Source organism: Novosphingobium aerophilum (assembly GCF_014230305.1).
In the GTDB taxonomy this organism is placed as follows: Bacteria; Pseudomonadota; Alphaproteobacteria; order Sphingomonadales; family Sphingomonadaceae; genus Novosphingobium; species Novosphingobium aerophilum.
Map to the genome: position 1 here is coordinate 21,236 of NZ_JACLAU010000036.1, position 11,495 is coordinate 32,730.

At 68.3% G+C, this 11,495-nt stretch carries 11 protein-coding genes, 1 tRNA gene and 1 pseudogene; 4 read left to right on the plus strand and 9 right to left on the minus strand.

Annotated features, from left to right (window positions below; translation table 11 throughout):
• Positions 1 to 17: 17 nt before the first annotated feature.
• The 4 genes from nusG to H7F49_RS15785 form a co-directional block, all read right to left on the minus strand.
• Positions 18 to 554 (minus strand): transcription termination/antitermination protein NusG, encoded by a 537-nt coding sequence (gene nusG / locus H7F49_RS15770; RefSeq protein WP_185684537.1) that lies wholly within the window; start codon positions 552 to 554, stop codon positions 18 to 20.
• A gap of 19 nt (positions 555 to 573) precedes the next feature.
• Positions 574 to 768, minus strand: coding sequence for a preprotein translocase subunit SecE (gene secE / locus H7F49_RS15775; protein WP_185684538.1), 195 nt, complete (start codon positions 766 to 768; stop codon positions 574 to 576).
• A 121-nt stretch (positions 769 to 889) separates the two neighbouring features.
• On the minus strand, positions 890 to 2,386 hold the full coding sequence (locus tag H7F49_RS15780; protein ID WP_185684539.1) for a hypothetical protein: 1,497 nt from the start codon (positions 2,384 to 2,386) through the stop codon (positions 890 to 892).
• A 190-nt stretch (positions 2,387 to 2,576) separates the two neighbouring features.
• Positions 2,577 to 2,652: transfer RNA gene (locus H7F49_RS15785), tRNA-Trp, on the minus strand.
• Positions 2,653 to 2,856: 204 nt separating this feature from the next.
• On the opposite strand from H7F49_RS15785, the gene aat reads away from it, so the two are divergent.
• Positions 2,857 to 3,633, plus strand: a complete 777-nt coding sequence (gene aat, locus H7F49_RS15790) for a leucyl/phenylalanyl-tRNA--protein transferase (protein WP_185684540.1) — start codon at positions 2,857 to 2,859, stop codon at positions 3,631 to 3,633.
• A 35-nt stretch (positions 3,634 to 3,668) separates the two neighbouring features.
• Here the strand turns inward: aat and H7F49_RS15795 are convergent.
• The 4 genes and pseudogenes from H7F49_RS15795 to H7F49_RS15810 all read right to left on the minus strand — a co-directional run.
• Positions 3,669 to 4,019, minus strand: a pseudogene (locus H7F49_RS15795) (DUF2155 domain-containing protein); the annotation flags it as partial.
• 128 nt (positions 4,020 to 4,147) lie between these two features.
• On the minus strand, positions 4,148 to 4,561 hold the full coding sequence (locus tag H7F49_RS15800) for an NADH:ubiquinone oxidoreductase subunit NDUFA12 (protein WP_185684541.1): 414 nt from the start codon (positions 4,559 to 4,561) through the stop codon (positions 4,148 to 4,150).
• Between the two features lie 82 nt (positions 4,562 to 4,643).
• Positions 4,644 to 5,129 (minus strand): DUF192 domain-containing protein, encoded by a 486-nt coding sequence (locus H7F49_RS15805; protein ID WP_185684542.1) that lies wholly within the window; start codon positions 5,127 to 5,129, stop codon positions 4,644 to 4,646.
• On the minus strand, positions 5,126 to 5,695 hold the full coding sequence (locus H7F49_RS15810; protein ID WP_185684543.1) for a regulatory protein RecX: 570 nt from the start codon (positions 5,693 to 5,695) through the stop codon (positions 5,126 to 5,128). The genes H7F49_RS15805 and H7F49_RS15810 overlap by 4 nt, the downstream gene beginning before the upstream one ends.
• Positions 5,696 to 5,873: 178 nt before the next feature.
• On the opposite strand from H7F49_RS15810, the gene H7F49_RS15815 reads away from it, so the two are divergent.
• The 3 genes from H7F49_RS15815 (at position 5,874) to H7F49_RS15825 (ending at position 9,868) form a co-directional block, all read left to right on the plus strand.
• Positions 5,874 to 7,616 carry a fatty acyl-AMP ligase gene (locus tag H7F49_RS15815; protein ID WP_185684544.1) on the plus strand — a complete coding sequence of 581 codons (1,743 nt, stop codon included), beginning with the start codon at positions 5,874 to 5,876 and terminating at the stop codon, positions 7,614 to 7,616.
• Between the two features lie 279 nt (positions 7,617 to 7,895).
• On the plus strand, positions 7,896 to 9,104 hold the full coding sequence (locus H7F49_RS15820) for a toxic anion resistance protein (protein ID WP_185684545.1): 1,209 nt from the start codon (positions 7,896 to 7,898) through the stop codon (positions 9,102 to 9,104).
• A complete protein-coding gene (locus H7F49_RS15825) occupies positions 9,104 to 9,868 on the plus strand; it encodes a hypothetical protein (protein ID WP_185684546.1) in 765 nt (254 codons plus the stop codon). The genes H7F49_RS15820 and H7F49_RS15825 overlap by 1 nt, the downstream gene beginning before the upstream one ends.
• A gap of 257 nt (positions 9,869 to 10,125) precedes the next feature.
• Here H7F49_RS15825 and H7F49_RS15830 read toward each other — a convergent pair whose 3' ends face one another.
• Positions 10,126 to 11,010: an OmpA family protein gene (locus H7F49_RS15830; protein ID WP_185684547.1), complete on the minus strand. Its 885-nt coding sequence runs from the start codon at positions 11,008 to 11,010 to the stop codon at positions 10,126 to 10,128.
• Positions 11,011 to 11,495: the final 485 nt, after the last annotated feature.

Sequence of the window (11,495 nt, forward strand, 5' to 3'; positions counted from 1 at the left end):
TTCGGGGCCTCACCACCTCACTTGGCCAGTTCGACTTCCTCGAAGCCCAGTTCGACCGGCGTGGCGCGGCCGAAGATCGAGACCGAGACCTTGACGCGCTGCTTGTCGAAGTCGAGCTCTTCCACCGTGCCGTTGAAGCTGGCGAAGGGCCCGGCGTTGACCTTGACCTGATCGCCGATCTCGTAATCGACCGAGACCTCGCGGCGGGGCGTGGCGGCGGCCTGCTCGCGCGCGCCGAAGTAGCGCGCGGCCTCGCGGTCGCTGATCGCCTGGGGCTTGCCGTTCGGGCCGAGGAAGCCGGTCACCTTGGCGGTGTTCTTGATCAGGTGGTAGACATCGTCGTTCATCGCCAGCTTGGCGAGGACATAGCCGGGCATGGTCTTGCGCTCGGTCTGGACCTTCTTGCCGCGCTTGACCTCGGTCACCGTCTCGGTCGGCACTTCCACCGCCTCGACAAGCTGCTCCAGGCCGAGCCGCTCGGCCTCGGCGATGATCGAATCCCGCACCTTGCTCTCGAAGCCGGAATAGGCGTGGATGATGTACCAGCGAGCCATCAGTTCTCTCTTCGTTGTCTCAGGCCAGCGACAGCAGGAAGCGCACGATTTCGCCGAACAGCGAATCGATGCCGAGGAAGAACACCGCAAGCATGACCATCATCAGCGCGACGAAGATCGCCGTCGTGGTGGTTTCCTGGCGGGTCGGCCAGACGACCTTGCGGGCCTCGGCCTTCACCTCGTTGAAGAACTGGCCTGGGTTGAACTTGGCCATGTCGCGGACTCTTCGTTAAGAATTGCTACCATTTCTTCCGCCAAGGGGACAGCGCCGCCCCGGCGCCTGGGGGGCAAACCGGGAGGGGCAGCAGGTCTCCGATGTCGGGAGTAGCGCCCAGTTAGCGATGCTGCGGGGAATTGGCAAGACGCGCCAGCAGCGAGTGCTTGCTGCGGAAGATCACCCGGGCGCCGGGCGGCAGGTCGGCCGGGGCGTACTTGCCGAAGTACCACAGGTAATCGGCCTCCATCGCCGGCTTGAACTTGGCCAGCTTCACCGTGCGATGGGCCCGGGCATAAAGCCGGTGCGACGGATCGACCCATTTCCATGCCGCCGGGGTCAGCGTCAGCATGTGCACTCCGGGAATGGCGAAGTGGTTGTTGACCAGCGCGTCACGGCGCAGCGTGGCATAGCATCCCAGGTGGCCATAAAGCGGCTGGGCCCAGAGCCCCACCTCCTCGCGCACGGCCACGGCCACCCGCGCGCCCCGCGGAATCTGGTCGAGCGCCTTCATCATGTAGGCGACATTGGCCGAATGGACCGTCCACACCGCCGAGGTGATCGCCAGGCGCAGCGCGAAGGGCCCGATTGCCACCCACATCAGCGGCCAGGCGGGGCGCCAGTCGATCGCCAGGGCCAGCAGCATCAGGCCCACCGCGATCAGCCGCAGGTCGGCCAGGTCGCCGCCGCCCAGGTGGCGCGGAACGATCAGCGAGAGCAGCAGGATCAGCACCGCGCCGATCGCCAGCCGCCCATCCAGCCGGCGGAACCACAGCGCCACCAGCGGGGCGATCAGCAGCAGCAGGGTGGTGGCATAGTCGATATAGCGCACCCGGTCGCGCAGGGCGCCCTTCCAGAACGACCACTTCACCAGCAGGGGCTTCTTGCCGTAATTGAACGAACCCTCGGCCTGCTGGCTGGCCAGCACGGTCGGCAGGAACGGCAGCCACAGCGGCCAGGTGGCCAGGCCCGCGCGCCACAGCCGCGTCAGGGGATGCACCCCGCTGCCGCCCTGGCGCGACCATTCATACGCGAAGACCATCACCCCCAGCACGCCCCAGCCCGACTGGTGCGCAACCCAGACCAGGATCCCGATCGGCACGAAGGTCGCCTCGCGCCAGCGGCTCCCCGCCATCCGCACCCACAGTGCGAAGGCAAAGAGCGCGCCCGCCAGGGCCAGCTCGAAGTTGAGGAAGCCCATGAGCAGGGCCGGCGACCAGACCGTCGCGAGGGCGAGCAATGCCCCCACCCCGATCCGCCGGCGCAGCGTCCATTCGACCGTGAACAGGCCGCCCGCCACCAGCATCGGGATCGTGATCACCAGCAGCCGGCCAGCCACTTCCAGTCCGAACACGGCCGCCAGCGGACGGATCAGCAGATCGGCGCCCAGATTGCCCGACCAGACCCAGCGAAAGGCATAATAGCGCGCCAGATCCGGCGTATGGCCGTTGTCGATCATGATGTACCAGCGTGCCAGGTGCGCCGGATAATCGGTCATCTGCGGATAGTGCGCGAGGATGCCGGGCATGCCGGCTGCGACGCAGACCAGCAGGATCAGCCCCAATTGCAGGGCCGAAAGTCGCGAAACGACAGCGGGAGCGGGCGTGGGCTGGGACATCACCGGGCTGTCAGCAATTGCGGCAGGATTGTGGCGCCCTGTACCGGGCCCGCCCGTCTAGGGCCAGTTCCCCCGACTTGGCAACCGCCCATCGATCAACGGATGATCGATCAAGCGGCGATCGTTCGACCGCGGGGCCTGTCAGGGCCGGTTCGGGGTGAGCCAGCCCGATGCGGTGAAGAGGCGATGCTGGCAGGAGTGGAGGGACTCGAACCCCCGGCCCTCGGTTTTGGAGACCGATGCTCTACCAACTGAGCTACACTCCTGCGGGCAAGGCGGCCTCTAGAGGGCGCACGCGGCGATGGCAAGGCCGAGTTGATGCGCCGTCCAGCGGCAGGACAAAGGGCCCCACCTTCACCCCCAGCCAGCACATGAATGGCCGGCGGGACCGGGCGCGAAGGCCCCCTGCCCGCCGTCCCTACCGAATGAGGCATTTTGCCGAACAGGCAAATCGGCTAGTCTGAGCGGGCATGCACGCGCCCGGCAAGATCATCGAACCCGACATGCTGATGCTCGCCTACCGCAGCGGCATCTTTCCGATGGCCGATAGCCGCGACGATCCGGAGGTCTTCTGGGTGGAGCCGCGGCTGCGCGCGATCCTGCCGCTCGACGGGTTCCGGTGCTCCCGCTCGCTGGCCCGCACGCTGCGCCGGGGGCGGTTCCGGGTGACCTGCAATGCGGCCTTCGCCGCGGTGATGGCTGCCTGCGCCGCACCGCGCCGGGACACGGCCGAAACCTGGATCAGCGCCAAGATCGCGGCCAGCTACCGCGCGCTCCACGCCGAGGGCCGGGCCCATTCGATCGAATGCTGGATGCCCGATCAGCAGGGCGGCCCCGACCTGCTGGTCGGCGGCCTCTATGGCGTCGGGTTCGATCGGGTGTTCTGCGGCGAATCGATGTTCAGCCGGGTCCCCGATGCCTCCAAGGTGGCCCTGGCCTGGCTGGTCGCGGCGCTGCGGCGGTGCGGGGCCGAACTGCTCGATTGCCAGTTCATGACCGACCACCTCGCCTCGCTGGGTGCGACCGAGATTCCCCAGGCGCGGTACCTCACCCTGCTCCGTCATGCCCAGCGCCCGCCGCCGCGGCACACCTATTCCGCGGCGGGCGATTCCACCGGAGCGGGCGACGCGGCGGCCGGGCTGGCGCTGCCCGATGGCTTCGCCGCGCTGCTCGCGGCGGCGAATGCGGCCGGGTCCTCTTCCTCACCCGGGAACTTCATCGCGCAGTCCTTCACCCAGACATCGTAGACCGGGTGCTCGACCACGTTGAGCGAGGGCGAGTTCTTGAACAGCCAGCCGGAGAAAACCTTGTGCCAGCGCAGCGGATCGGCGGTGGTGCGGCGCTCCTCCACCCAGACCTGGACGAAGGCGCCGACTTCGGGCGGGCTTTCCCACGGCAGGGTGCGTTCGCAGTTGGCCAGCTTGACGATGACATTGCCGATGCGGCGCGTCTCACCGGTGCGCAGCACCAGATCCTGCGACAGGTTGTTGCGCTTGTTGAGCAGGCCGATCGTGGCGACCCGATCCTTCACCGGGGTGCCGTAATCGCTTTCCACCACCCGCGCGGCCCCGCTGGCCACGACCACCCCCGATGGCACCGCGGTGGGCGATTCGTCGGGGTTCGATCCGGTCATGCCGCAGCCCGCCAGCAGCAGGCAGGCGGCGACCACGCTGCCGGTCAGGCTCCCGGGACGGACAATTCCGGGCGAACCCGGACCAAGGGCCCGGCGCGTCGCAGGGGCACCCGCCCGTCCCACGCGAATCAGGCGTCCGGCGACCAGGCTTCGTAATCGCCCGTCGCGCGGGCCCGCACCCCGCCCTTGTCCAGCGCGCCTTGCGGCAGGTAGGCGCGGGGCGTGCCGGTGGCGTTGGGCGTGTAGTCCACTTCCCAGATCCGCGGCGCCGGCAGGAAGCTTTCCGGCACGCCGTCGAAGGTGCTGTGCAGCCAGCCGTGCCATTCCGCCGGAACCCGGCTGGCATCATTGGCGCCGTTGTAGATCACCCAGCGGCGTTCCTGGCCAGCCCGGGGATGGCCCTTGGGATAGGGCTTGCGGCCGCGGTAGTAGCGATTGCCCTGGGCATCGGTGCCGACATGCTCGCCATGGCGCGCGCTGTCGATCAGGGTGCCGATGGTGGCGCCATCCCACCAGGTGAAGATCTTCATGAGGAGTCCCATGGCCATCGCGCCTAGCGGATTGCAGGGGGGTGCGGCAAGGGGGGTGCGGCAGGGGGGTGAGAAACCATGCGGCGATCGGTTGTCACCACTCGACCCGGTCGCCCGGCTTGATCCCCAGGGCCTCGGCCCGGCCCCCGTTGAGTTCGAGCACGGCCAGGGCCACGCCGGATGAGGGCAGCGGGGTCTCGTCATAGGGGACACCGTGCTGGATGTTGAGGATCCGACGGTCCTTGCCGATGAAGATGATGTCCAGCGGGATCACCGTGTTGCGCATCCAGAAGGCAGCGTAGTCGGCCGGCTCGCGCAGGAAGATCATGCCCTCGTCCGCGCCCATCTCGGTGCGGAACATCAGGCCGCGCTGCTGCTCCTCGTCGCTTCGGGCCACCTCGACGCGAAAGGTGCGGGTGCCGATCCGCAGCGGCACGACCGGCAGCCCCGAGACCGGATGGCGCGCCTCGGTCGCCGCGGAGGTCCCGGCCGGGGCCGGCTTGCCCCCGGCCTGCCCGGGCGAGCAGGCGGCCAGGGCAATGCTGGCGATGGCCAGAACGGCCCGGAAAAGGATGGTCATGCGTCGTTCTCCTGGTCGGCGGCCTCGGCCACCCACGCCTCTGCCGCCTGGGGGTCGGCCGCGTCAAGCAGCGCGCGGGCATGATCTGCACGGTGTCCTGCCCGCAACAACGCGCCAAGCTGGCGTTCGCGTCCGGCCCGATCGGTTACCGCCGGCCCGGTCGCATAGGGGCCCAGCCGCCGCCGCCGCGCCAGGGCCAGCACCGCCTCGCGCTGGGCATGCTCCCCGGCCGCCGCCTCGGCCCTGTCGGCAAGGCCGATCCCGGCGGCATCCAGCGCCTGGCCGATCCGCCGCTGGCCATAGCCGCGACGGCGCAGCGATCCCGCCTTCATCCGGGCATAGGCCGCATCGTCGACATAGCCCGCCGCGACGAAGCGCGCGACGATGGCGGCGATCGGCGGCTCGCCCGCCCCGGCCCAGCCGCGCTCGGCGAGCTTGCGTTTCAAATAGGTTTCGAGTTTAGCCGCGCTCACCGCGAATCGGGCGACGTAGGCCAAGGCCAGCTCGTCGAGACGGGCGGGGTCGATGGGCCTGGGCGGTCGTTTCTGTCGTGGGGGCGCCGTCATTTGGCCTTATTCGTGCCACAGTCGTTAAGGATTGGGGAGGCCCGGTCTGCAGGCCGGATGCGCGGACCGGGGGGTCAGTGCCAAGGCTGGGTTCATCAGGGGGCGCCTACCCGCACCGTATGATAGACGACCGCATGACAGGCGACCGGGCAACAACAACAAGAGACGGGTTTTTCGCATGACCGACACCGCCACCCTGCTGGTGCCGACTCCGAACCAGGACAAGCTGCCACGCCGGTTTTCCGATTTCGGGACCTTCGGCGAGGCGCTGGACTATGCGGCTCAGGGCGTGCGCGGGCTCAATTTCCATGATGCGCGCGGCAACCTCCTGCGGCCCTATCCCTATGCCGAACTGCGCCAGGATGCACTGGCCGTGGCGCGCCGCCTGATTGCGCGCGGGGTCAAGCCGGAAGACCGCATCGCCCTGATCGCCGAGACCGGGGCCGAATTCGCCGCGCTGTTCTGCGGCGTGATCTATGCCGGCGCCTGGCCGGTGCCGCTGCCGCTGCCGACCAGCTTCGGCGGCAAGGACAATTACATCGAACAGCTGGTCGTCCAGCTGCGCAGTTCGGATCCGTCGATCCTGTTCTTCCCGGCCGAACTGGGTGACATGTGCGGCGCCGCTGCCGCGCGGCAGGGCTGCGAGGGGATCGACTGGCAGGCCTTCCTCGCCACCCCGGCCCCGGCCGAGGCGGTTCTGCCCACCGCCCGGCCCGATCAGATCTGCTACCTGCAGTATTCCTCGGGCTCGACCCGCTTTCCGCACGGCGTGGCCGTGACGCATGAAGCCCTGCTCGACAATCTGGCCGGCCACGCCCACGGCATGGAACTGCAGCCCGACGATCGCTGCGTCTCGTGGCTGCCATGGTATCACGACATGGGCCTGGTCGGCTGCTTCCTCTCGGTGATCGCCAACCAGGTTTCGGTCGATTACCTCAAGACCGAGGATTTCGCCCGCCGCCCGCTCGCCTGGCTCGACATGATCAGCCGCAACCAGGGCAGCTCGATCTCCTATTCACCCACCTTCGGCTACGACATCTGCGCGCGCCGCATCTCCAGCCAGAGCCACGTCGCGGAACGGTTCGACCTGTCGCGCTGGCGGATTGCCGGCAACGGGGCGGACATGATCCGGCCCGACGTGATGCAGGGCTTCGTCAACGCCTTTGCCGAGGCCGGCTTCAAGGCCGCCGCCTTCCTGCCCAGCTATGGCCTGGCCGAGGCGACCCTGGCCGTCACCATCATGCCCCCGGGCGAAGGCATCCGGGTCGAGCTGGTCGAGGAAGAGCGACTGTCCGGCACGCCCCGCGACCTGTCCCGTCCCGCCCGCTATCGTGCGATCGTCAACTGCGGCAAGCCGGTTCAGGGCATGCTGGTCGAGATCCGCGGCGAAGCCGGCAAGCCGCTGGCCGATCACCACATCGGCAAGGTGTGGTGCAAGGGCCGCTCGGTCATGCATTCGTACTTCCGCGATCCGGAATCGACCGAGGCCTGCCTGGTCGATGGCTGGCTCGACACGGGCGACATGGGCTACATGGCCGATGGCTACCTGTTCATCGTCGGCCGGGCGAAGGACATGATCATCATCAACGGCAAGAACCACTGGCCCCAGGACATCGAATGGGCCGTGGAGCAGCTCCCCGGCTTCCACCAGGGCGATATCGCCGCCTTCTCGGTCCAGGCCGAAAACGGCGAGGAAGTCCCCGCCGTGCTGGTCCATTGCCGGGTCTCCGATCCGGTCGAGCGCAAGAAGCTGCATGACCAGATCAAGGACAAGGTCCGCTCGATCACCGGGATGAACTGCGTGGTCGAACTGGTCCCGCCGCGCACCCTGCCGCGCACCAGCTCGGGCAAGCTGTCCCGCGCGAAGGCCCGCAACCTCTATCTCGCCGGAGAGATCCAGCCCTATTCGCTGGCGGCCTGAGCGCTGCCAGCGGCCCGGGGCCGGGAGACCGAATTGGCTCGCGCAAAGGCGCAAAGGCGCGAAGTGCCCGCACCCACGTCGTGACGATGTGCTGATCGACTTGCGGCGGTAGATCCGGCGACTTCGTCGAGAGCGCAACACCTTGGCGTCTTTGCGCCTTTGCGCGAACCGGTTGCGGTTGCCATCAGGCGAGCCGGCCGTTTTAGCTGAATAATACACTTGCGCCCGGGCGCGAAACATCCCATTTTCCGGGGAACCGAAACCCGGAACCCCAAGCGCATGGCCACGAACCCGACCGACACCGCGACCGCAGCCCCCCTCACCCTGACACCACCCGATCCGGTGCCGGTGGTCGCGCCGGCCCAGGCGGTCGGGCTGGTCCCGATCAGCGAAGAGGCCAAGTCCAAGTTGCAGCAGAAGGTCGATGCCTTCGTCGCCGATCTGGTGGCGCAGGATCCGAACAGCCCCGAGTTCGGCAAGCGGATCGACCAACTGACCAACATGGGCCGAAAGGAAATCGCCGCCGCGGCGGGGATGTCGAACCGCTTCCTCGATCGCCCGGTGCGCGCCATGGACAAGGACAGCGGCGTCGGCGCCAACTTGTCCGAACTGCGCCGCACGGTCGAATCGCTCGATCCGGGCAAGGCCGGGGCTCTCAACAAGCCCAAGAAGCTGCTCGGCATCATCCCCTTCGGCAACAGCTTGAAGCGCTATTTCAACTCGTACCAGTCGGCCCAGACGCACATCCAGTCGATCCTGACCCACCTCGCCTCGGGCAAGGACGAGCTGCTGATGGACAATGCCGCGATCGACGTGGAGCGGCAGAAGCTGTGGGAGGCCATGGGCAATCTCGAACAGATGATCGAGATCAGCCGGACCATGGACGCCAAGCTGGAGGAAACCGCCGCCGATCTCGACGCGACCGAGCCGGCCAAGGCCAAGGCGATCCGCGAGAGCGCGCTGTTCTACACCCGCCAGCGCACCCAGGACCTCATGACCCAGATGGCGGTCACCGTGCAGGGCTATCTGGCGCTCGATCTGGTCAAGAAAAACAATGTCGAGCTGGTCAAGGGCGTGGACCGGGCCAGCACCACCACGGTCGCCGCGCTGCGCACCGCCGTCACCGTGGCCCAGGCCATGGCCAACCAGCGGCTGGTGCTGGACCAGGTCACGGCGCTCAACACCACCACGGCCAACATGATCGACAGCACCGGCCAGTTGCTCAAGACCCAGACCGCGCGGATCCACGAACAGGCCGCCAGCAGCACGATCCCGCTGGAAACGCTGCAGCGCGCCTTCCAGAACATCTATGACACGATGGATTCGATCGACACCTTCAAGCTCAAGGCACTCGATGCGATGAAGCAGACGGTCAACACCCTGTCGACCGAGCTCGACAAGTCCAAGGGCTATATCGCGCGCGCCGAAGGGGCCGAACAGGCGCGTCTCGGCGCCGAAGTGCCCTCGCCGCTCTCGCTGGAAGGCTGATGGCCGACGACGCGCGCGACAGCGATCGCATCCTTGCGGCGGCGCGGCAGAGCCTGGTCGAGCAGCGCGCCGGGGGCCGCCGCGTGGCGACGCGCGCCTCGATCGGCCGGCGCTCGGCCCAGCTCAAGCGGCAGCACCTGCTGGCCCGGTTCCGGCGCGCCCTGATCGCGGTGGCCGGGGTGGTCCTGGCGACGATCGCGGCCGGGTGGGTGCTGAACGGCATCGGCCTGGGCGGCCTGTTCCTCGCGGTGATCGGGGCCATGGTGATCGGCGGCGTGCTGCTCAGCTATCCCCGGATGACCGTGCCGGAACCCGATCAGCTCGCCCAGGGATCGCTGCGCTCGATCGTCGGCAAGACCGAGCTGTGGCTGGAAAGCCAGCGCCGCGCCCTCCCCGCCCCGGCGGTCGGCCTGATCGACCACATCGGGGTCCAGCTCGATGCCCTGGGCCTCCAGCTCGACCGGATCGGCGAGGATCAGCCGGGCACGACCGAAATCCGCAAGCTGGTGGGCGAGGACCTGCCCGGCCTGGTCCGCACCTACACCGCGATCCCCCCGCACCTGCGCGCCGAGCCGCGCCCCGGCGGCGGATCCCCCGACAGTGCCCTGGCCGAAAGCCTGACCCGGATCAGCGGCGAGATCGACAGCATGACCCGCCAGCTCGCCAGCGGCACGATCGACGAACTGGCGATCAAGGCGCGCTACCTCGACTACAAGTACGGCGGCGCGCTGGAGGACAAGAGCGGGGATTCCGCCACGGGCTGAGGCCTGCAGGCTTGCGACGACAATCGGCCGGATCGGAACAGGCCGGCCTGCCGTCCCAACGCTAGCAAAACATCATCGTCACCCCGGCCCTGCCTGCCCTGACGGAGGTCAGGGACCCGGGGCCGGGCTTCCGCTTGCGGCGGCAGACCGGGGATGAAGCCCTGTCCCGGGTCAAGCCCGGGGTGACGATCGAGAAAGGGCACGTGGCCCTCCCCTGCGACACCCGGCGGCTCCAACTGGGGAGGGAACGGCCCCCGTCACTCCACGTCGACGCTCTTGCTCACCAGCACGTTGATCGAGACGCGGCGGTTCTGCGCCTTGCCTTCCTCGGTGTCGTTGCTGGCCTGGGGGTCGGCCTTGGCCATGCCGGTGGGGGTCAGCATGCGGTAGGGCTTCCACTTGCAGGCCTGCTGCAGGTAATTGATCACCGCCCCGGCGCGCTTCTCGCTGAGGGTCTGGTTGTATTCGTCGCTGCCCACCGAATCGGTGTAGCCGACCACCAGCATCAGGGCGTTATCGGTCGCCTCGGCGGTCTGGGCGACGCGGCACAGGTCGGCCCTGGCGGCGGGCGAGAGCGCGTATTTGCCGGTGTCGAAATAGACGTTCGACGTGCTCTTGATGTTGTACTTGTCGATGTCGCCCAGGCGGCCACGCAGCGCCTCGGTCGCGGCGGACTGCTCCTCGAACTGCTGGGCAGTGCCGTTGCGGATCATGGAGGCGGTCTTGAAATCGGTGTTGCGGTAGGTGACCTGGCTGGCCACCAGCCCGCCGTCGCCCTGCAGCGTCTTGACCGTGACCGGCAGGCCGTTGAGCAGCGCGCTGGCATCCTGCCGCCCCTTGCTGCCAAACAGCCCGCTGCTGGCCTTGACCCGGGTCGCCTCGGTCAGGGCAATCACCGTGCTGTTCCCGTCGGCGGCGGTGACCTTGATCTTCTGCCCGTTGCGGGCCGAGATGATGCCCTTGATTTCCGGCCCCGCCGCCAGCGTGGCGGGATCGACCGGCTGGGATCCGTACACCGTGATGTTGGTCTTGACCGGCTCCTGCTCCTGCGGTTGCCCCTGGGCCAGCGCGGCCCCGGCGAGCGGCAGGGTGAGCGTGGCGATCAGGAGGGAAAGCCTGGGCCGGATCGGCATGGCACGCATGATGTATCTCCTTCGAACAGCCCCGTCCGAAGCTGACTGTTGAGCCTTGCCTTGCGCGCGGATGAACGGGAACCGGGGAAGGCCGCAGCCGCCGTCGCGGCGGGCGGAAGCTGCGACGAATGGAGCGGCAGGGTACCGGGGGCTGATCGGCGGGTCGCACTCCGCGGCCGCAGCGACGAGTATGGGTGGGGGCGGACGTTTTCAGATCCTCCCCCAGCGGGGGAGGGGGACCACCAAAGGTGGTGGAGGGGCACGCCGCCTTGCCCAACTGCCGCGCCCCAAGGAGAGTGCCCCTCCACCATCCTGCCCGCAGGGCAGTTTTCCCTGAGCGGCCGGCCTGCCGGCCAGCCGAAGGGGATGGTCCCCCTTGTATCTTGAAAGTGGTGCATGATGCGATTGCGGGAGGCTCCGCTAGCGGAGCCTCCCGCCCGTTCGCGAGCCCGCGTCCCCCTTGGTCGTAGCAGCCCGCTGGGGAGCTTGGGCCC

Bases quoted from the DNA above. Each gene is read 5' to 3' on its own strand.
- nusG (WP_185684537.1), bottom strand. From the start codon at position 554: ATGGCTCGCTGGTACATCATCCACGCCTATTCCGGCTTCGAGAGCAAG.
- secE (WP_185684538.1), bottom strand. From the start codon at position 768: ATGGCCAAGTTCAACCCAGGCCAGTTCTTCAACGAGGTGAAGGCCGAG.
- H7F49_RS15780 (WP_185684539.1), bottom strand. From the start codon at position 2,386: ATGTCCCAGCCCACGCCCGCTCCCGCTGTCGTTTCGCGACTTTCGGCC.
- aat (WP_185684540.1), top strand. From the start codon at position 2,857: ATGCACGCGCCCGGCAAGATCATCGAACCCGACATGCTGATGCTCGCC.
- H7F49_RS15800 (WP_185684541.1), bottom strand. From the start codon at position 4,561: ATGGGACTCCTCATGAAGATCTTCACCTGGTGGGATGGCGCCACCATC.
- H7F49_RS15805 (WP_185684542.1), bottom strand. From the start codon at position 5,129: ATGACCATCCTTTTCCGGGCCGTTCTGGCCATCGCCAGCATTGCCCTG.
- H7F49_RS15810 (WP_185684543.1), bottom strand. From the start codon at position 5,695: ATGACGGCGCCCCCACGACAGAAACGACCGCCCAGGCCCATCGACCCC.
- H7F49_RS15815 (WP_185684544.1), top strand. From the start codon at position 5,874: ATGACCGACACCGCCACCCTGCTGGTGCCGACTCCGAACCAGGACAAG.
- H7F49_RS15820 (WP_185684545.1), top strand. From the start codon at position 7,896: ATGGCCACGAACCCGACCGACACCGCGACCGCAGCCCCCCTCACCCTG.
- H7F49_RS15825 (WP_185684546.1), top strand. From the start codon at position 9,104: ATGGCCGACGACGCGCGCGACAGCGATCGCATCCTTGCGGCGGCGCGG.
- H7F49_RS15830 (WP_185684547.1), bottom strand. From the start codon at position 11,010: ATGCGTGCCATGCCGATCCGGCCCAGGCTTTCCCTCCTGATCGCCACG.